General features: G+C 56.3%; 20 protein-coding genes. 7 read left to right on the top strand and 13 right to left on the bottom strand.

All coding sequences use genetic code 11. The annotated features are described in order from the left end of the window. Positions 1-51: 51 nt before the first annotated feature. The 3 genes from DX909_RS09755 (at position 52) to DX909_RS09745 (ending at position 2258) form a co-directional block, all read left to right on the top strand. Complete coding sequence (locus DX909_RS09755; RefSeq protein WP_128544986.1) at positions 52-303, top strand: hypothetical protein; 252 nt, start codon at positions 52-54, stop codon at positions 301-303. 247 nt (positions 304-550) lie between these two features. Continuing rightward, positions 551-859, top strand: coding sequence for a hypothetical protein (locus DX909_RS09750; RefSeq protein WP_128544985.1), 309 nt, complete (start codon positions 551-553; stop codon positions 857-859). 133 nt (positions 860-992) lie between these two features. After that, positions 993-2258, top strand: coding sequence for a sensor histidine kinase (locus DX909_RS09745; RefSeq protein WP_164851241.1), 1266 nt, complete (start codon positions 993-995; stop codon positions 2256-2258). 146 nt (positions 2259-2404) lie between these two features. On the opposite strand, the gene DX909_RS09740 is transcribed toward DX909_RS09745, so the two are convergent. Continuing rightward, positions 2405-2596, bottom strand: coding sequence for a hypothetical protein (locus DX909_RS09740; RefSeq protein WP_128544983.1), 192 nt, complete (start codon positions 2594-2596; stop codon positions 2405-2407). Positions 2597-3316: 720 nt separating this feature from the next. On the opposite strand from DX909_RS09740, the gene bamG reads away from it, so the two are divergent. Both bamG and lptC read left to right on the top strand, forming a co-directional pair. Then, positions 3317-4609 carry a BamG family beta-barrel-assembly machinery protein gene (bamG, locus tag DX909_RS09735; RefSeq protein ID WP_229311009.1) on the top strand — a complete coding sequence of 431 codons (1293 nt, stop codon included), beginning with the start codon at positions 3317-3319 and terminating at the stop codon, positions 4607-4609. A gap of 113 nt (positions 4610-4722) precedes the next feature. Next, a complete protein-coding gene (gene lptC, locus DX909_RS09730; RefSeq protein WP_229311008.1) occupies positions 4723-5265 on the top strand; it encodes an LPS export ABC transporter periplasmic protein LptC in 543 nt (180 codons plus the stop codon). Positions 5266-5279: 14 nt separating this feature from the next. On the opposite strand, the gene DX909_RS09725 is transcribed toward lptC, so the two are convergent. The 11 genes from DX909_RS09725 to DX909_RS09675 all read right to left on the bottom strand — a co-directional run bounded on the left by DX909_RS09725 (position 5280) and on the right by DX909_RS09675 (position 15180). Further along, positions 5280-5699, bottom strand: coding sequence for a c-type cytochrome (locus DX909_RS09725; protein ID WP_128544981.1), 420 nt, complete (start codon positions 5697-5699; stop codon positions 5280-5282). Continuing rightward, positions 5692-6333 carry an SCO family protein gene (locus DX909_RS09720; RefSeq protein WP_128544980.1) on the bottom strand — a complete coding sequence of 214 codons (642 nt, stop codon included), beginning with the start codon at positions 6331-6333 and terminating at the stop codon, positions 5692-5694. Before DX909_RS09720 ends, DX909_RS09725 begins: the two co-directional genes overlap by 8 nt. Positions 6334-6340: 7 nt before the next feature. Next, a complete protein-coding gene (locus DX909_RS09715) occupies positions 6341-6793 on the bottom strand; it encodes a hypothetical protein (RefSeq protein WP_128544979.1) in 453 nt (150 codons plus the stop codon). 10 nt (positions 6794-6803) lie between these two features. Beyond that, complete coding sequence (recN, locus tag DX909_RS09710) at positions 6804-8462, bottom strand: DNA repair protein RecN (protein ID WP_128544978.1); 1659 nt, start codon at positions 8460-8462, stop codon at positions 6804-6806. A gap of 85 nt (positions 8463-8547) precedes the next feature. After that, on the bottom strand, positions 8548-8775 hold the full coding sequence (locus tag DX909_RS09705) for an LSm family protein (RefSeq protein ID WP_128544977.1): 228 nt from the start codon (positions 8773-8775) through the stop codon (positions 8548-8550). A 278-nt stretch (positions 8776-9053) separates the two neighbouring features. After that, positions 9054-9971 carry a type IX secretion system protein PorD gene (gene porD, locus DX909_RS09700; RefSeq protein ID WP_128544976.1) on the bottom strand — a complete coding sequence of 306 codons (918 nt, stop codon included), beginning with the start codon at positions 9969-9971 and terminating at the stop codon, positions 9054-9056. After that, positions 9968-11179, bottom strand: coding sequence for a bifunctional phosphopantothenoylcysteine decarboxylase/phosphopantothenate--cysteine ligase CoaBC (gene coaBC, locus DX909_RS09695; RefSeq protein ID WP_128544975.1), 1212 nt, complete (start codon positions 11177-11179; stop codon positions 9968-9970). The genes porD and coaBC overlap by 4 nt, the downstream gene beginning before the upstream one ends. Positions 11180-11309: 130 nt before the next feature. Beyond that, the gene (locus DX909_RS09690) at positions 11310-11630 is read right to left on the bottom strand and encodes a DNA-directed RNA polymerase subunit omega (protein ID WP_128544974.1); all 321 of its coding nucleotides are present in this window, start codon (positions 11628-11630) and stop codon (positions 11310-11312) included. 78 nt (positions 11631-11708) lie between these two features. Continuing rightward, positions 11709-12602: an outer membrane protein assembly factor BamD gene (locus DX909_RS09685; RefSeq protein WP_128544973.1), complete on the bottom strand. Its 894-nt coding sequence runs from the start codon at positions 12600-12602 to the stop codon at positions 11709-11711. Between the two features lie 154 nt (positions 12603-12756). Further along, positions 12757-13410, bottom strand: a complete 654-nt coding sequence (locus DX909_RS09680; protein WP_128544972.1) for a T9SS type A sorting domain-containing protein — start codon at positions 13408-13410, stop codon at positions 12757-12759. Positions 13411-13506: 96 nt separating this feature from the next. Continuing rightward, a complete protein-coding gene (locus DX909_RS09675; protein ID WP_128544971.1) occupies positions 13507-15180 on the bottom strand; it encodes an OstA-like protein in 1674 nt (557 codons plus the stop codon). Positions 15181-15236: 56 nt separating this feature from the next. On the opposite strand from DX909_RS09675, the gene tilS reads away from it, so the two are divergent. Further along, a complete protein-coding gene (tilS, locus tag DX909_RS09670) occupies positions 15237-16712 on the top strand; it encodes a tRNA lysidine(34) synthetase TilS (RefSeq protein ID WP_128544970.1) in 1476 nt (491 codons plus the stop codon). A gap of 142 nt (positions 16713-16854) precedes the next feature. Further along, positions 16855-19134, top strand: a complete 2280-nt coding sequence (locus DX909_RS09665; RefSeq protein ID WP_128544969.1) for an OmpA family protein — start codon at positions 16855-16857, stop codon at positions 19132-19134. A 12-nt stretch (positions 19135-19146) separates the two neighbouring features. Here the strand turns inward: DX909_RS09665 and DX909_RS09660 are convergent, their stop codons facing one another. Next, positions 19147-19935, bottom strand: coding sequence for an SDR family NAD(P)-dependent oxidoreductase (locus DX909_RS09660; RefSeq protein ID WP_128544968.1), 789 nt, complete (start codon positions 19933-19935; stop codon positions 19147-19149). Positions 19936-20086: the final 151 nt, after the last annotated feature.

The following is a 20086-nucleotide window of genomic DNA, read 5'->3' as shown; positions in this document are numbered from 1 at the left end:
CTGCGTATAGGCCTGAAGGGTTATGTCGATACATTCTATCCTAACCGAAGTATGCTGGTGATTGTAAGTGGCTTTTTGAGAGGGGTAGAGTGTCCCTACCTGGTTCTTTGTCCGGAGGATATCGTGGCCGCCTGCGAGTATGTCAATGACCTGGCGGGGTCGGGTTTCTCCCTGACCCGGGTGCAGTTTAAAGACGATGGTTTTTATTTGGACCTGCCTCCGGAAATCTTCGACGGCCAGTCGTTCAGGGAACCCATGACCCAACTGCAAAGCCGCTGGCGGCACCTCATCGAAGCTCCCTGAGCGGCTGAACAGGAACTCATAGAATAACAAAGCTCCTCGGTATCAAGGTAGACGCAACCATTGGCTCGGATTCGGGGCCGTTGGCTTACTTATCTCCGTCGGTCACACCCGACCGCCCGGCGTCGGACTTACATTGTATAAAATCAAAGGTATGGCCTGGATTCTGGTGGCAGATGATCATGAGGATATTTGTACACTGTTGCAGGTGACCTCAAAAATGGTTTTTGGAGAAAGGATTCGGATGGCGATGGTTTTGACGGTCCCCGAATTGTATTTGCGTCTGGCCGAGGATCAGCCCCTTCCTGATCTGCTGCTGCTGGATTACCACCTGATGCTCTTGCCCTGCATTGCCCCCGAGGTGTTGAAGTGGATTTTTCGGCAGGATCATTTATCCGGACTGGCCGTTCAGGTATGGTCTTCGCTGCCCGAGGGGCCGGAGGCCCGGACCTGCCGGCAGTTAGGCGCCCGGAGCTTTACCAGCAAGTTTGAGTTTTTTTCCGAACCCGTGGCCTTTGTCCGGCGGCTGATCCAGGCCACCAGCCCGGAGCCTCACTAATCCCGGTTCGGGAATTACCCCGGCCAGAAATGGAATGGCTAAACTTATTCGATCCGTCCTGGTTATCCCAACGGGGAATTTCCTCCAACGGTCGCCCGCTCCTTCCGGATGGAGGTTTCAAATCCGTCAGATCATGACTTCCGATGTTAACCAGCCCACTTTAGAAGCGCTCGGTATTTTTTTATCTGCCCGCCGGGACGCCCTGCTGAATCACTGGCGCACGGCCTGTGATGCCAATCCGGCCGTGAAGATAACCGCCCTGCTGAGCCGGGAGGAGTTTAACAACAAAACCCCCTATATGCTCAACGTTCTTCAGCAGCGCCTGCGCGGACAACCCCAGGAGGGAGACATTCGTGCCCTGGCCGCCGAACATGGGCTGCACCGCTGGCAAAAGGGGTATGAGCTTCATGCGTTGCTGGAAGAAATGGGCCAGCTGCACTCCCTTTTGCTGGAGGAATTTAACCAGTTCTGGCTTCAGTTTCCCAACCCGCCGGTCCAGACGCTCACCGACAGTTACGGTATCCTGGCCTGGTTGGTGAAGGAAAGCAATGCCGGCAGTGTCGAACAGTACAGTGAGGTATTCCGCCTGTCGGCTCTGAGCCGGTCCCAGAGCCTGGAACTAACGTTAAGCCAGCTCCAGGAACTGCTCCGCCAGCGCGGTACGCTGTTGCGAAGAGCCTCCCACGATCTCCGCAGCAGCTTCGGTATCATTCAGGGCGCCGTCGCCCTGATGGACCAGCCGGCGGAGCCGACCGGGGAGTCGAGCCCGTATATGGAAATGCTCCAGCGGAATCTGACCGGGGTGCGGGAGATGATTACTCAGTTAATGGACCTGTCGCGGCTGGAAGCGGGTCAGGAGACCCCCTCCATCCAGACCTTCGATGCCTCGCATATGCTTCAGGAACTGGTGGCCAATGTCCAGCCGCTGGCCCAGCAGCGGGGCCTGATCCTGCAGGCGGAGGGCCCCGAAGGGCTGGAGGTGGAATGTGACCGGGTGATGGTCCAGCGGATGGTGCAGAACCTGGTGATGAACGCCCTGGAGCATACGCCGGCGGGCTGGATAACGGTCTCCTGGAGTCGGGAGAATGACTTCCGCTGGTATATCAGTGTGCAGGACAGCGGTCCGGGTCTGTCGGCCGGGGCCGCCGGCCAGCTGCAGGAGGTATTAAGTCCCAACCCCGAATCTTCGGCGGGTTTCGGGATGCCTTTGCCGGTGGCCTCGGCCGAGTCCAAGATGGCGGCAGGGGGTGAGCCTTCGGGCCGGTTGAAAGGCGAGGGCATCGGTCTGTCGATTGTCAAGGGGTTATGTGAACTGTTGAGGGGTACGCTGGAAGTGGAGACCCGGCCGGGGGAAGGAACACTGTTCCGCATCCGATTGGGCATCCACTGGCAGGCCTGATCCGGAAAAACAAATCCCGGTCGAATGACCGGGATTGTCCATACCTAATAAGTACAAGCAAAGTCTAAGTCCTGATGAAAGCGGCTTTCGGCCGGAAAAAGAGAAGGTATAGGAAATGGAAAATTCGTCGCGTGCACCCATCACCCTCAAAGGATGGAATATTCTACGGTGGAATAGGTGATCATGACCGTCCGAATGAGGGAATTGTTGCCGGTCACGGAAACCTTCAGGACAATTTCCACCTGGGCGATGTCCTCGCCGTTCTGCCTGAGAAACGTATTGGTCAGATCTTCAGCCGATCTCTCGATGCCATCCGAAAAGATGCGAACCTGTCTCATGAGTATAGAAAGAAAGGAGTCCTCTCGTCCTGAATCGTGGTGGAAGGTAGCCGATTCAGGACCTGCGGGCAAGCATCCGGCAGAAATTTCAAACAATCTTAACATGACCCGCTGAAAGTTTGCCTTTCGGAGGGGTATCGGAAATGGACCGGAACCGGGCCGCTCAGGGCAGGCACCCTTTGAGGCTGGAGAGGTGGGGCGGGTTGCCTTTTCTGCCAGGACGGCCGCTCCGGGGGACGCCGGAGCCTCGGTCGGGCTATTTTACAATTTGTTCATCCGGTAAGATCTCAGGATGACCTACCTTTGTGGTGGCTCGTAAGTCCCCGCCCGCATTGGCTTCTTTCTGCAGAGATCGGACAGAGGGGGCGGGGCACTGCCGCCAATCGCGCTTCGCGTTTAACCATATACATACGAATCCGACAGACCCGGCCCAATAGCCGGGTTTTGTTTTTACACCCGGATTCACTCCCTCCCCGATGACGCCCTGGCGGTGCCCAGGGCCCGCCCCCGCAGGAAGTCGCCGGAAAAAAACCGGGCCTGTCTTAAGGTTTTTTAACTACTTTTGTTCCAATTTTTTCAGGATTGCTGCCGTTCTTTACAAAATAGATCCCACTTCAGATACCCCGGAACGGCCTCCCGGGAGTCCGGCGGGTTGAATCGCTGATTCACTTTCTGATAAACAGGCGGTGGTAAAAATGATTTTATCTTTTATCCATTATAATGTCAACCTTTCGTAACGGTTTCCTTTCCGCATTTCATATCGGTCTTCTCCTGTTTGGATTTTCTTCAATGACGGCCCGGGCGCAGGGTCTGGGCAACTCTCCGTATTCGGCCCTCGGGATCGGTGAGGTATACAGCGGAAACAACATTACCAACCTCGGGATGGGCGGCCTCGGCGTATCGTATGCCAACGGGTTTTTCCTGAACAGCGTCAACCCCGCCCTGCTGGCCCGCAACCGCAATACCATCTTCGAAGTCGGGCTGCTGGGGCAATCAAAAAACATCACCGACACGCGCGGGCAGAGCCAGCGGGATTTCGGCGCCAACCTGAGCTACCTGACGCTCGCTTTTCCGGTAACGAAACGCTGGTCGGCCGGCCTCGGCCTGCGGCCCTACAGTTACGTCGACTACCAGACCACCCAGTACCAGAAGGTGCCCGGAACGATCTATGAAGCGGAATACACCTACCGGGGGAAAGGCGGCCTCAATAAAGCCGTGCTGACCAACGGCTTTCAGATCGGAAAAAATTTCTATGCGGGCGTGGAAGCCGCCTTCGTCTTCGGCAACATCACCAACGACTCCGAATCGCGGCTGCTGATCGGCGGTGACGACATTACCGTACAGCGTTCCAATCTGGCCAGCCACAGCGACGTCATGTGGCGTCTGGGCGCGGCCTGGCGGCCCAAACTCAATAAGGACTGGTTCCTGAACATCGGGGCCACCTTCGATCCGCAGACCCGGATCGGCGGGAAAACGACCGATACCTACCGGCAGATCGACGCCAGCGGCACGCAGGTGTCCAACCCCGACACCGTCAACCGAACCTCCCGTGGCTCGGTGACGCTGCCCTCCCAGTTCCGGGGCGGTATCGTTCTCGAAAAGACGCTCAAATTCGCGGCCGGGGTGGAGGTCACCTACCAGCCCTGGTCGAAGTTCTCCACGCTGACCGGCCAGCCGGGGAATCTCCGCGACAGCTATTCGGTAGCGGCCGGTCTGGAATTCATGCCGAAAGCCACTTCCAGCAAATACCTGGAGCTGATCAACTACCGGGCCGGGATCACCTACGCCCGGCTGCCGTACGCGGTTTCGGCCACCGGCCCGCAACTGAACGATCTGAGCGGAAGCATCGGTTTTTCGCTGCCGGTGGGTCGTTTCGTCAACTCCCTCAACCTGGCCCTGACGGTCGGACAGCGGGGCACCCTGTCGGAAGGGCAGATCCGGGAGCGGTACGTGAAACTCGGCTTCGGGCTCTCGCTCAACGACCGCTGGTTCAATCGATACAAAGTCGACTGACGACCATTCGCTAAAGAGTTGGGCCTCCGGGCCTTCCCGGCCGATTATCTTTGCGAACCAAGCAGGCGCGACCTGTGTTTAACGGACAGACAACAAGCTAAATGAATTCGTCAATGAACCGAAACAGTTTCCTTACGGCATTTCTGATCAGTGCCGGCATTTTTCTCAGCGGATGTAAGGATGAGCCGGCTGCCGTAAAAACCCAGCCCTATTCCGGGCCGCTCGAAGAAATCAATAACGTTCAGGTTCTGTACAGTGAGGCAGGAATGCTGAAGGTAAAGATGAAAACGCCCCTTCAGCTGAAATACCAGTCGAACGACCGGGTGTACCCCAAACAGGTCAATATTGAATTTTACGGGCCGAATCAGGAGTTGGTCACGACGCTGCGGGCGGATTCCGGGCGCTACGTCCAGGCGCAGAACTTTTACCGGGTGATGGGCAATGTGGTGGTCGTCAACAAACAGAAGAACGAAGAACTCCGGACGCCCGAACTGAACTGGAACCCGACGACCCGGAAGGTCTACACCGAAAAGCGGGTGAATATCCTGAGCCGCAATACCGGCGAGCGGCTGGAGGGTGACGGGCTCGACGCCAATCAGGATTTCTCCAATTACTCCATCCGCAAGCCCTCCGGCGTGTTCCGGCTCGACTCCTGAACCGACGACGGGGTCTATTTCCGGCATTTGTCCAGCACTCTGGTGGTGGCCCGGACATCGGTGATGGTTTTTTCATTCCCCCATTTGTTATAAATGAAGGTCGTTATGGCGGCCACGTCAATGTCCGTCAGCTGGTTATTGGCCGGCATCGGGCGGTTAAACCGGCGCCCGTTCACTTCGATGGGGCCGCTCATTCCGTACCGGATCAGGCAGATCACCTTTTCCTTGTTGACGAGGTAGTCCGAACCGTTCAGGGGAGGGTAGAGGGCTTCCAGTCCCTTCCCGTCGGGTTGGTGGCAGTTCGCGCAGTGCTGGGTATACAGCCGCAGGCCCTCCACGAAATACTTCTGCCGTTTAATTTCCTCCTCACTCTGGCAGGAAGCCAGCAAGCCGAGAATCAGCACCAGAAAGCCGCCGGTGAACGCTTTACTCATGGTGGTATTCGGCCAGGAGTTTATCGATGTCGGCCATCAGTTTATCGGCGCCTTCCTCCGTGGTGCCGTCGTACATGCCGCGGACGTGCTTATCCTTATCCACCAGGATGAAATGGCCGCTGTGAATCAGCCCGCCCGGAGCGGCTTTGTCCTCCTGGGCCACCACCATGTAGGATTTACCGGTTTTGAATATCTCCTCCTTCGGCCCGGTCACGAACTGCCACTGCTCCCCGGCCACCCCCAGCCCTTTGGCAAACTCCTTCAGAACCTCCGGCGTATCGTGCTGAGGGTCGATGGTGTGAGAAAGGATTCGCAGGTCCGGGTTGCCCCTGTATTTGTCGTACACCCGCTTCATCTGGGTTTTCATCTTCGGGCAGATGGTGGGGCAGGTCGTAAAGAAAAAATCCGCTATGTAGATTTTTCCGTCGTAATCCCGGTCCGAAACCACCTTGCCGTCCTGATTGGTAAACCGGAAGGGCGGAATGGAGTAATAGGCCGTGTCGGTAACGGTTTTTCCGTCCACGGTTTTCGTGACGGGTTCGCGCTCACCCAGGATGGGCAGTCGGTCGTCTTTCGGTGAACAGGCCGCCAGCAGGGCCGCCAGCGCCGGAACCATGAGAATTCGGGTACGCATACTCAATTCATTTTTGCTGAAGGTACTTTTTGGCCTGGTCGATGCTCGTGTTCATTTTCTCTCTGACCACTGAAATTTTCTCCATCTCATGATCCAGATAAGCCTTCGCCTGCCCGGCGTCCAGCACCTTGAACGTGTCGGATTTATAATGATTCATCCAGGACATCATCAGGCTGTCCGCTTCCTTCAGGGCCAGATTGGCGTCAACGCCGTCCTTTTGGCGGCCTTCAAGGTCGGAGGAGGCCGGTTTCAGTTTGGAAAGGCTATCGATCCGGCTGCTGATCCTGGACCGGAGTTCCATCATTTCCTCCATTCGGGGCATTACTTCATCATGGACGGCCATCACGGAATCGCGCAGGGCATCGACCTCGTTCGTGCCGGCTTTTTCGGCGTTCTGACAACCGGCGGCCAGCAGTCCGGCCAGCAGGGAAAAGGAGAGGAACAGGTTACGGTTTTTCATGATCTTGAAACTATACTTTCTGAGACAGTAGTTCCCGGGCGTTTTTCAGCACGCTCGCCGAAGGGTTATTGCCGCCGATCATCTGGGCGATTTCCTGAACCCGTTCGTTGAAATTGAGCTTCTTGACCCGGCTGACGGTTTTATTTCCGGAATGGTCCTTATAAACAAAGTAATGGGCTTTCCCCTGGGCGGCAATCTGGTGCAGGTGCGTGATGGCGATAATCTGGTGGCTGTGCGCCATATCCCGCATCATATTACCCATCTTGATAGCGATTTCGCCGGAAACCCCGGTGTCGATTTCATCAAAAATAATGGTCGGCAGCGAGCGTTTGCTGGCCAGGATATACTTGATCGCCATCATCAGCCGGGAGAATTCCCCGCCGGAGGCCACATTTTTCAGTTGCTGGAGTTTGACGCCTTTGTTGGCGCTGAACAGGAACGAGATGGTGTCGATGCCGTTGTTGGTCGGCTTGCCGGTTTGCTGCTGAATCTGCATCGATGCATTCGGCATCCCCAGGTCGACCAGCAGGTCGCCCACCTGTTTCTCGATCAGCATCAGCACCTTCCGACGGGAATCCGACAGGACTTCGGCACTGTGGTTCAGCGTCTGCCGGGCTTCTTCGGTTTGCCGGCGGGCTTCGGCGAGTTCTTCATCCAGATTCAGCACCTTCCCGACTTTTTTGGCCAGGTCGGCCTGGATTTCCAGCAGTTCGGCAATCGTTTTGACGCCGTGCTTGGTCTGGAGATTATAAATCAGATTGAGCCGTTCCCGGATGGTTTCGGCCCGGGTGTCGTTCGTCTCTATCAGGTCCTCTTCATTGCTGATCTCCCCGGCAAGGTCCCGGAGTTCGATCAGGGCACTCTGGGCGCGGTCGCGCAGGGGGCTGAACTGGTCGGAAAGCCGGCTGACGTAATTCAGGTTGCTGACCACATTTTTCAGGAATACCACCACCGACTGCTCGGCATTGTCGAGGTAATCGTACGATAACTGGAGCCGTTCCCGGATGTCCTCGGCATTTTCAAGAACGGTCAGTTCCTGTTCCAGCTGCTCCTGCTCGTCGGCTTCCAGCTGCAATTTGCTGAGTTCCTCGAACAGAAAATTATTGTAGTCGAACTCTTTCTTCATGGTCGCTGCCTCGGCCAGAAGCTGGTTCAGGGCATCTTCCCTGCCGCGAAACGCCTGATAGTCGGAGCGGTATTGACGGAGCAGTTCGTCGTTCTGGGCGTAAGTGTCTACGATCTGTAACTGGTATTCGTTCGATCCGAGCAGAATGGAATCATGCTGCGAATGGATGTCCATCAACTGGCTGGTCACCCGCCGGAGGGTTTCCAGATTGACCGGCGTATCGTTGACGAAGGCCCGGGATTTTCCGCTCGGGCTGATTTCCCGCCGAACCACGCAGGTCGAATCATAATCGAGGTCTTCCTCATCGAACAGGTTCTCGATAAAGTAGCCCGACACGCTGAAAGAGCCTTCGATGACGCATTTTTCGTCCGGATTATACAGCACTTTGGTATCCGCCCGGTGGCCCAGCAGAAGACCGATGGCACCCAGCATGATGCTTTTACCGGCACCCGTCTCCCCCGTGATGATGTTCAGGGTGGTATCCGGAGCCATTTCCAATTGTTCGATCAGGGCGTAATTCTTGATTAGTAAATGCGAAAGCATACAGGAAGTCCTCTATTCGAATAACAACGCCGACTGCGTTGGGGTTTCCGCTCCGACCACCCAAACGGTTAGAAAAATTTTTGTGTCAGAAGGATGATTTCTCATCCGTAATCAGTTCATCCACGGCCTCGAACGATACCGTATGACGGTGTCCGATGGAGTCGACCAGATGGAGTTCATCGTCCTGAACGCGGGTCAGGCGGCCGTGAAGTGTTCTTCCGTCGACCAGGACGAGATTTACCTCCGACCCGGTAAAGCCGGCGACCAGTTCCGGAAGCTGGGTAGTCCGGATGCGAATTAAGCGTTTCCCCATGAAATAGCTAAGCAGGGTAAGATGCCCTCAGGAGCGGTGGCCTGCCCCGACCGGCGGCAAATTTACGCACCTTCTCAGGATATTCGGTACGGGGGCACGACATTTCACAATTCGTCGCAAGGAGAGGGAATGCACCAACCCGGTCCTGGCCGGATCGACCTGAATACGCAGGCTTTCCACCGGTATCGGTGTCGGAACGTTCAGGCGGGCGAATCCGACGTTTTCCTCATCCGGTCCCCGTCGATTCGGTTCCTGTTCGATGGAAACCGTCTTTCGGGCTATCGGAGCAATCTGCGATAAAGTTCGGTCTTGGCAGGATCGAGCGCCGACAGGAGGTTGAAGGCTTTCTGGCGTTCATCGCGCGATCCTTCGTTCATGATGTTGAACAATTCCTCTCCCTTGGCGTCGAAAAAGATGTTGATGGCGATGGAGTTGGGACGCTGCTGGCTCACCTGCCGGATGGTCGAAAGAACGTCCAGAACCTGCTGACGGGAGCCGACGGGATTGGTGATGAAGTTATCGAGTGCCTGGCGGTGGTAGACGTACTGGGCTTCGTGATACGGCACGAACTGCTGACTCTGCAGGTTCTCGATCAGCCAGTACCGGTTGCGGAGGTCGCCCTGGGCGCCCCAGCCGCCCCCCTGCACGCTCTGGCTCGCCAGCGTCATGACGTTGTAGGCCCGCTGAAAGAAAAGCTTGCCGCCCTGTTTCCCGAACGAATTATAGTCGGTCCCGAGAATCACCAGTGCGTGAAACGCGAGGAGGGAAGTCAGTTCGCTGCTGTAGGCATTCTCGTTGAAATACATCGGGTCGTTCAGGCGGTAGGAGAAGTTGAAAGACTGATCGATGTACCGGTGCGTCAGGGATTCATAGTTGGTGCCGAACACCGGACGGGTGACGATCACCTGGGCCCGGCCTTCGTAATAGTTCTGGGAGGGCACTTTCAGAATGTCGATGACCAACTTGCAGTTGATCCGTTCCTCCGGGTTGAAGGCGTCGTTCGTCCAGCGCCGGTTATTCATGAAATCGGAAATAAAGCTTTGCAACTGGGGGAATAGCTGCTGGTCCGTGACCTGGGTGGACTGGGCCTGGTTGAAGTTGACCGTCACCTGGCAATTGAGTTCCTGCGCCCGGGCGGTGCCGAGGCACAGGCCCAGCATCAGGGCGACGGCCGTATAAAATGATTGAAATTTCATGCCTGAGAAATCTGTTCTTCCACGAGCTTAAGCAAATCTGCGGCCACTTCGTCTTTCGACTTCAGATCAAATTGATAAATCCGTTCTTCTTTGTCAATAACGGTAATTTTGTTCGTATCGTGTCCGAACCCGGCACCCGGGTCCCGAAGGGAGTTCAGGACGATGAAATCCAGGTTCTTGGCCCGGAGTTTTCCGAGGGCATTGTTCACTTCATCGTTGGTTTCGAGGGCAAACCCGATCATGATCTGTCCCGGCCGTTTCCGACTGCCGAACGTAGCCGCGATGTCGACGGTTTTCGTCATTTCCAGCGAAAATTCGGCTTCTTTTTTCTTGATCTTCTGATCGGCCGGATGGGCCGGCGTGTAGTCCGCCACGGCCGCAGCCAGAATGACGATGTCCGCCCGGCCGAACTCCGGTTCGGCGGCTTCAAACATTTCCCGGGCGGATCGAACGGCAATCCGGCGCACGGTCGGGTCCGGAACCGGAAGCTGCGTCGGTCCGCTGACCAGGGTCACTTCGGCTCCGGCCTGGGCGAATACGTTCGCGATGGCATACCCCATCTTTCCGGTCGAATGATTGCTGACAAACCGCACCGGGTCGATCGGCTCCTGGGTGGGGCCGGCCGTGATCAGCACCCGTTTATGGCGGAAAACTGGCCGGTGCCGGAAGTGGCGTTCCAGTTCGGCCAGGATATGCTCCGGCTCGGCCAGGCGGCCTTCGCCGACCAGCCCGCTCGCCAGTTCGCCGTGTTCGGCCTGAATCAGGTGGTTGCCGAAGGATTGCAGCCGGCGAAGGTTGTCGAGCGTGGCCGGATGGCGATACATGTCGAGATCCATGGCCGGAGCCAGATACACGGGGCAGCGGGCCGATAGATAAACCGCCGACAGGAGGTCGTCGCAGAACCCGTTCGCCAGTTTCGCCAGCGTGTGGGCCGAAACCGGGGCAATCACGATCAGGTCGGCCCAGAGCCCGAGTTCGACATGGTTGTTCCAGCTTCCGGTTTCGTCCTTCACAAATTCGATCAGGACCGGCCGTTTGGACAGGGTAGCCAGCGTCAGGGGCGTAATGAAATCCTGAGCGGCTCTGGTCATCACGACCTGCACCTCCGCACCGGCCCTGACCAGAAGGCGGGTCAGTAAGGCGGCTTTATAGGCGGCAATGCTGCCTGTTACCCCCAGGAGGATTTTTTTTCCGGCCAGAATGGACATACGGTCGACGAAATTCGGTGGAAAGAAAAAACGCAAAGGGAGCTCTGCATTCGGCGCTCCGGCAAAGTTTTAATTTGCGGATTCCTCGCCGGCATAGTGCCCTTTGCGTTAAAAATCGTGTACCTGAAAATTACAGGGAGTTGGTCGAATCTTCGTCGACATACCGCCACTGGAGTTTGCTTTCCAGAAATTCGTCGGTGGCGACGGTGGTCGGCTTCGGCAGCCGCTCGTAGTATTTTGAAATTTCGATCTGTTCGCGGTTTTCGAACACTTCCTCCAGGTTATCGACCGCCGATGCAAACTCAGACAGTTTGTTGCTGAGTTCTTCCTTCATCTTGGTCGAGATCTGGCGAGCCCGCTTCGAGATGACGGAAACCGATTCGTAGAGGTTTCCGGTAGCGGCCGCAATTTTGTCCGTGTCGCGCGTAATTAAAGAAGGATTGTTTGCCATAGTGATTGCTATTTAGGGCCTGAGGTCAACAGCCGGCGGGGTCCGATAGGTTCCCTTCCCGGCCTGACCGGCGGCCTTTTATTGGTTGGAAGCCGTCGCGGTAACTTTGCCCGGCTTCTGCTGTTGTTGCTGGTTCTGTTTTTCCTTTTCCTCGTTCAGGATTCGTTCGAGTTCCTTGCGGCTGTCCTCATACATGCGTTCGGCCCGCTTGGCGTAGGAACTGGTGCCGTACTTGTCGATAAAGGTCTGGTAGTAGTTGACCACCTCCTGATGCCGTTCCTTCAGCTTGTCGGTGAAGCTGTTTTTCGCCAGATTATACTGGGCGTCGACTTTCAAATAGGCCAGTTCCTCGTTGTATTTCGAATCCGGGTACTCGCGCTGGAAGTTGTTGATCGACACCACCGCCGAGCGGTAGTTGGCGATGTTGGCCGCACTGGTCTTGTAATACAGCTTGGCTTTTTCGTAAGCTTTCAGCTCCAGTTTGTCGCGGAGGTCGTTGATGTATTTGGTACATTCCTCCCGGAAGGGGCTTTGCGGATAGGCGTTGATGAAATCCTGCAGGGCGGACATCGCCGTCAGCGTGTTCGACTGGTCGAGGTTATAGATTGGAGAATCCTTATATAACGACAGGGCGTAGAAATACATCGCTTCCTGGGCGAAATCGCTTCGGGCAAACGTCTCGTAAAACTGTTTGAAATGGAAGGCCGAAAGCTGGTAGTTCTGCTGCTGATATTCGCAGTGGGCGCGGTAGAACTGAGCCATTTCCGATTCCGTACTTCCTTTCAGGATCGGAATCAGCTCCTCGAACAGAATACCGGCCTTATAAAATTCGCCCTTCTTGAAATAGCTTACGGCAGCCTGGTATTTCTCCTCATCCGTGCCCTTTTTCTGTAATTTCTGAAAAGGGCTGCACGACGCCAACAAAACCAGCAGTGCAACCGCAAACGTTCCTGCTTTCCAACGATGCTGCATAAGAATGCAAAATTAATAAAAATCTGTATATGAGTAACGAAAGCCGGTTTTAAATAGTGCCTCCCCGCTCTGCCGGGAAAGGTTTCCGGGAGGAAAGGACATAAAAAAAGCAGCAAACGAAAACGGTCTGCTGCCTGTTCGAAGCGGTGTCTGCTTACTGATGGCTGACCATCAGTTTTTTGGTGGCTACCTTTTTACCGTCCAGCGACAGTTGGTAGAGATACATTCCGGAGTTCATTTCGCGGGTGGCAATCCGGATTTTCCGTTCGTTTTTATCGAGGCCGTATTCGGCTACCGGCGCGCCCAGCACGTTGTAGAAGGTCAGTTTGGCGTCCTTGACACTGCCGGCGATCTGATAATCGATTTCGGCGAAGTCGTTGGCCGGATTGGGGTAAATATTCGAAACGGTGATGCGTTCGTTGGCAAACATCCGGTCGTCGGCTTTCATGCGGGCGGCATCTTCGGCCGACTGCTGGCGGGCCTCGACGGCTACCGGCGCACCGGTCTCGACGGAGTTGGAACGGACTGCCGGTTTGGATGCCGTGCCGTTCAGCATCTGGTTCCGGTAATATTGGTTGATGGCGTCGTTTTTCTGGACGGAAACCGGCCGGTCGATTCCGGAGACGGTCGGGTGTTTCAGGAACGGGAAGTTCCGGGAGTGGATGACCCGCCCCGTGGTGGCCGAGGGCTTCTGGCCCAGTTCAAGCCGGCTTTTGGTCTTTCCGCTGTCGCTTTGCGCCAGAATATTCTGGGAAAGCAGGAGCGCAAGGCCGGTGAACCAAAAATATAGACGTACAGATTGTTTCATATGAATTCATCCAGATTCAGGGTGGATACAGTACCCCATCACAAACCTATTTAAAAAAACGAGAAAGTCAACGACCGCTTCCTCAAAAAATTGCTATTACTTCTGTTTTTTATCGATTAGAACTTCTTTCACTCCCAAAGGTTTAGCCGAAGCATTGATTTTTATTGAATTACCGGACGCGGCCGTCGGTTTTTCAGGAGCCTTCATCTCCGGCTGTCCGAGAACCCGTGCCTTTGTCGGACGTTCGGCCTGCCGCCAGTTGAACCCCTCGAGCTGTTTGTCGCTTCCCTTCAGCTCCTGAGGGGGGATCAGTTTCGAGTCCGGCTGGCCGTAAAAACTGATCTTCTTCACCTTGCGGTCGGCAAACCGGATCGTCATTTTACTGCACAGAACCCGGTTCATCCCGACCAGTTTGTTTTTATCGTCGACCGCGAAATAAATGCTCTCGCCGTTGCCCTCCACCACCACATGGTCGATGTCGGAGCGATCCTGTTTTTTGTCGTACGCGAAATAGGCCGTCAGAACCCTTCCTTTCACCTGGTTATAATTCTGGACCGTATCCTGCGAAATGACGAACGACCGGCTTCGGAGGAACATCGTATGGATCCGGTTGTTCTTCATTTTCGCCGTCATCGAGTCCGCTTCCATCTGGTAATTGGTACTCCAGACCACCGGATCCTTGAAAAAGAATATCGTCGAATCAGCGGTTTCGTACACGATGGAATCACACTTACTCTGCAAATCGTTTTTATAAACCAGGACGTTTTTCTGCCCGATCAGCCGGCGCTGCAATTCCCCTTTCGGTTTATTCGAATTCTGAAATTCGAACGACCAGAGGGTGTCCGCCCGCATGAACAGCGTGTCGTTGCTGACCAGACTTTTCACCACCGCATGGCCGGTCATCCGGGCCACGCCCGCCTTCCGGTTGTATCTTCCAAAATCGCCGAGCAAAGTAGTCCGGTCTTTTTTGGCGAACAGAACCACGTTGCCCCGGGCCGTATAAAAATCACTCGCATTATTGCCCAGCAGCGTATCGCCGGTGAGCGTGTAACTTTCCGTTTCGATGGTCGCGCGCCGGTTGAAATTCGACAGGCGGCTGACCGTGTTGTATTCCCCTTCCCGGGCGATCAGGGTGCCGTCCTTACTGACGATTCTGGTCGGTCCCTGGAAGGTGGCGATCTTGCTGAACGAGTTGTACAGCAGCGAATCGGCCGTCATCGTGTATTTCGGATTTACCAGCCGGACGTTTTCCCGGAAGGTAAACAGTTTGGTTCGCGTATCGTAATATCCCTCCCGGCTGGTCAGAATGTTTTCCCGGTCGACGATGCGGCCCCGGTCGGGGTAATGGGCAATGCCGGACGCCAGGTCGTAATCGAGCCGCCGGGTGGTCAGGGTCATTTTCCGGTCTTTCAGCACCACCGAACGGCCCCGGACGTTGGCCTGCCGGGTAGCCCCGTAATAAAACATCGTATCGCCCTTCACACTAAGCGTATCGCCCTGCACGATCCTGACGTTGCCGTACGCTTCGATGACGTTCGTCGTCAGGTTCTGGATCGCCAGGTTGCAGTACATCAGAACCCCTTTCTGCTGCAGCAGCACGTTGCCGGTCAGCTTTCGGACCTCCTCCGCCCCGGACTGCATCCCTTCGAGTTTGTCGGCCCGTTTCAGCAACACGATTTCACCCGGCCCGCCGGTCTGCGGCTGCCCGACCTGGGCCGATACATACCCGGCCGGAATCATCGCCAGCAGAAACACCAGCCTGTGAATCATTCTGTTGATAAAGACGCTCAAAGTATTCAAAGGGTTGCGATGCATAGGAAAAAAATATGAACTCCGCTTTCGGCCGCAAACGACGGACATTGATTTATTTGCAGCGGTTCCCGGCCCCGCCTGGTTCCGCCGGTCCAGTTCCAAACCACAAAAGTAAGGCTTCGGCCTGTTTCCCCCCGATGCGGCAGTCGTTTTTAGCATTTATTAACAGTGAACAACTTTTTTCGCAAACTGATTGCATTCTGTTGGCGGTCAGCGGGGGAGTTGATTCCGTGGTCATGGCCGACCTGTTCCGGGCCGCCGGATTCCGGTATGGAATTGCCCACGTGAACTTCCGGCTTCGGGGAGAAGAGTCCGATGAAGACGAGCTGTTCGTCAGGGAGTTGGCCGGCCGGCACGGGGTCCCGTTCCATTCCGTCCGGTTTGAAACCCGGTTCTTCGCGGAGCAGAACGGCCTGTCCGTCCAGATGGCGGCCCGCCGGCTTCGCTACGACTGGTTTGAGCAAACGGCACAGGAACACGGCTATGACCGGATTGCGACGGCTCACCACCAGGATGACGTGCTGGAAACCATTTTGCTGAATCTGGTACGCGGCACGGGGCTGGCCGGTCTGCGCGGAATCCCGGTCCGGCAGGGACGCATCATCCGGCCGCTCTGGTTTGCGAGCCGGTCTGACATCGAGAGCTATGTTCGCCGGCAGGAGCTTGCCTGGCGGGAAGACCGTTCCAACCAGACGGACGACTACGCCCGAAACCGCCTTCGGCACCAGGTTTTGCCCCGTCTGCACGAAATGAACCCGAACCTCAGGGAGACCCTGGCGGCTACGCTGGCCAGGCTTCGGTCGGCGGAAGCGCTGGTGAACTTGGAAATCCAGCGGTCGTGGGAGGAATGCCGGGAGGAGAGGGCGGAGAGCATCTATCTTTCCATCGACCGGCTCCGGGCCCAACCCGAATGGGCTTTCAGGCTTTCGGAGTGGCTGCGTCCGTTCGGGTTTCAGTACGTCCAGTCCGGTCCCATCCGGGATGCAGTCATGGGAGCGTCGTTCGGCCAGCGGTTTTTTTCGGACACCCATGAAGTGCTTCGCGATCGTATCCATCTGGTTATCAGTCCACTCAAAGCCGCCGAATCTTTTCAGATTCCCCTCTCCACGCTGCCTTCCGATCCGGTCCCGTTGCCCAATGGCCTGATTCTGAGGTTCCGGATTTTCGAAAAACCCGCGGATTTCCTGATTCCGGCCGACCCCCGCATCGCCTGCCTGGATGCCGACCGGATCCGCTGGCCGCTGGTCGTTCGGCCCTGGCAGGCCGGTGATCGTTTCCGGCCGCTGGGCCTTTCGGGAAGCCAGCAGGTCGGCGATTTTTTTACAAACCGGAAAATTCCTCTGAGCGAACGCCGAAGGGCCGTCGTCCTGCTGTCGGGGGAGGACATTGCCTGGCTTGTCGGGTACCGGCCGGCCCATCCCTTCCGGCTGACGGCCCAGACCCGTAGCGTTCTACGGATAGAGGCAACGGACCCTCCTTCCGGCCTATGATCCGATTCGCCGGAACCGGCCACAAACAGGGCAACGCATCATTCAACCATTCAAACACCCATCATTCAAAAATTTAATCCCGTGTACAAGCAAATTTGGCATCCGCTTTGTTTCTTTGCGGCTATGGATTCCCGATTCTATCATGAAAGCGATACCGTTGTTACTCATTTTCTTCCTGGTTTTTTGTCTTCATCCGGCCGTTCAGGCCCAGAGTCAGCGGCTGAAGGCGGCCCACAGGCTGTTCGACCAGCTTAGCTACCTGAATGCCGCCCGTTCGTATGAAGCATTTCTGAACGAAGAAAAGCACCGTGATACCGTGGGCGTTCAGGAAGCGATGGCCCGCCTTGGATATTGCTACCGGGCGATGCAGGATACCCGGAATGCCGAGCGGGTTTTCGAAGAACTGGTCCGGAATTACCCCGAAACCGACGCCCGGAACTATCTGTATTATGCGCAGGCCCTGGCCGCCAACGGCAAATACCGCGAATCGCAGAAGATGTACGCCCGCTACGGAGAAAAGCAGAAGGAAGACCTCCGGGGCCGCCGGTTCACGGTTTCCTACATGGACATGAACCAGTTTTTTCAGGATTCGTCCTCCTACCGGGTCGAGTACCTGCCCATCAACTCCCGACAGGCTGATTTCAGTCCCATGTATTTTAAAAACGGTCTGGTTTTCGTTTCCGCCCGGGACGAAACCGGGGTGGTCAAACGGGTTTTTAACTGGAACCAGACCCCGTTCCTGGACCTGTACGTCCATCCCGATACGGCCGAACTGCGGAAAATACCGGCGGCCGCCGATCGACCGGCCTCACTGGGTGGAGGTAATGCCGTGACGGAAACCGCCGGCAACGAACCGGCCGGGGAACTAAAACTGTCGAAAACCGAAGTGTTCAGCCGGACGCTCAACACCAAATACCACGAGGGGCCGATGACGTTTTTCCGGGACCAGACCCGGATGATCTTCACCCGGAATAACTCCGGCCGGGGGAAAGACGGGAAAGGGGACGACGGGGTCCGGCGGCTCAAACTCTACCTCGCCGAAACGAGCGGCAACGGCTGGAAAACGGTCGGGGAACTGCCGTTCTGCAGCAATGACTATTCGGTCGGGCATCCGGCTCTGTCTCCCGACAACACCCGGCTTTACTTCGTGTCCGACATGCCGGGCGGCTTCGGCGGGACCGATGTCTACGTCGTCGAATACCGCGACGGGACCTGGTCGACACCTGTTAACATGGGTCGGGACATCAATACGGAAGGCAACGAAATGTTTCCTTTCGCCGATGAAAAAGGCAACCTCTACTTCGCTTCCGACGGGCATGAAGGGCTGGGCGGGCTGGACCTGTTCTACGCCGAGCTGAGGGAAGGAGTGGCTTTTCAGCCGGTCCGGAATCTGGGGTATCCGATCAATTCCGAAAAAGATGATTTCGGGCTGATTACCGACGGAACCCGGTCGACCGGGTTTTTCAGCAGTAACCGAAAACGGGGCCTGAACGACGACAATCTGTACGGCTTCCGGCGGACCTGTAAGCAGCTCAATCTCTATGTCTTCGATGCCAAAACGAGCCGGCCGGTTCCCCTGGCCGATGTCCGCGTGGTCAAGGCCGGCGTCAATCAGGATCTCCGCCTAACCGACCCCGACGGCAAAACCGGCTTCTGCATCGATGCCAGCGTCGACTATGAATTTCGGGCGATCAAGGAAGGCTATGCGGCCAACAGTGTCCGGTTTTCGACGCTCACCCAATCCGAAAAGCCGGTCCTGACCGTCTCCATTTATCTGGAAAAAAGTGACAATACCCTGGTCCGGGGCACCGTCAATACTGAGGTCAATCAGCGGCCGGCGGACGGGGTGACCGTAACCCTGCGGAATGAGAAGGACCAGTCGGAGCAGAAGGTGGTCACGGGGCCGGACGGCCGCTACGAATTTGAGATGAAACCCGGTTCGCCCTACACGCTGACGACTCAGAAAAACCGGTACACTTCCAGCCGTGAGCGGATTCCAAAAATGAAATCAGGTAAAAAGCCGGCGGTGATCGAAAGTCGGCAGGGAATTTACGGGGAGGGCGACGTCTTCGAACTGAAAAGTATTTATTACGACTTCGACAAGTTCTTCATCCGCCCGGATGCCGCCGGTGAACTCGACCGCGTGGCCGACCTGATGAGAAAGAATCCGGGCATGAAGATCGAACTGCGCTCCCATACCGACAGCCGGGCCAGTGATACCTACAACCTGCGCCTGTCGGCCAACCGGGCCCGGGCCGCCGTCGATTACCTGATCTCCAAAGGAATCGAACCCGCCCGGCTTTCCGCCCGCGGTTTCGGGGAAGATGAAATCGTAAACGGCTGTACCGACGGCGTCGAATGTCCGGAGGAAATGCACCAGAAAAACCGGCGGACGGAGTTTAAGATTCTGGCTGTCCGTTGAGCCGGGGGCCGGTTAGATGTTGGTTCCGCCGTCGGCATAAAAGAAGCTGCCGGTGCAATAAGAGGAGGCTTCCGAGGCCAGAAACAGCGCCAGCGGGCTAATTTCCTCCACGCTCCCCATGCGCGGTATCGGAAGGTGGTTGACGAACCGGCCCAGAATGGCTTCGTCGTCCCAGAGGGCCTGGCTGAACTTTGTTTTGATCAGGCCGGGGCAGATGGCGTTGACCCGGATGCCGTCGGGGCCCCACTCCCGGGCCAGAACTTTGGTCAGCATGTTCAGGGCGGCCTTGCTGACGCTGTAGATGCCCAGGCCGGGGTCCGGCGTCTGGCCGGCGATGCTGCTCATCATGATGATGCTGCCGCGTCCCTGTTTTTTCATCACCGGGAACACCATTTTCGCCAGTTCGAAAGCCGCCTTGACATTGACCTGCATGATCTTGTCGAAAGCCACGCTGCTGCAGTCGACCGCCGGACCGAAAACCGGGTTGGTGGCCGCGTTGTTGACCAGAATATCGATTCCGCCGTAGAGGGCCACGGTCCGGTCGACGAGGTGGCGGAGCTGGTCCGAGTCGCCGATGTGGGCGGCAATTCCGGTGGCTTCCCCACCTGCTTTCCGGATGCCGGCCGCCACCAGTTCGACACTGCTCTGCCGGCGGCTGCTGACGACGACGCGGGCCCCGAACCGGGCGTACAGCCGGGCAATTTCTTCCCCGATGCCTTTGCTGGCGCCGGTGACCAGGGCCACTTTTCCATCCAGTCCGAACAATTGCCTTTCCGAAATCGGTACTGACGGTTCTTCCATCGTAATTCCTCGGCTATTGAATTTTTGTTTTATGAGAGCGCTGAAAACTAGGGTTATTGTTGAATAATTCAAAAAAAAGATGGGATAATTTTTATAAGATGATGGGCGGTTTGTATACCTGAGTTTTATCTATTTTCGTTGCCGGATTATA

It is taken from the genome of Larkinella soli (assembly GCF_003703975.1).
In the GTDB taxonomy this organism is placed as follows: Bacteria; Bacteroidota; Bacteroidia; order Cytophagales; family Spirosomataceae; genus Larkinella; species Larkinella soli.
Note: the sequence above shows the minus strand (reverse complement) of the source record. Positions and strands in the feature narration are given on the sequence as shown.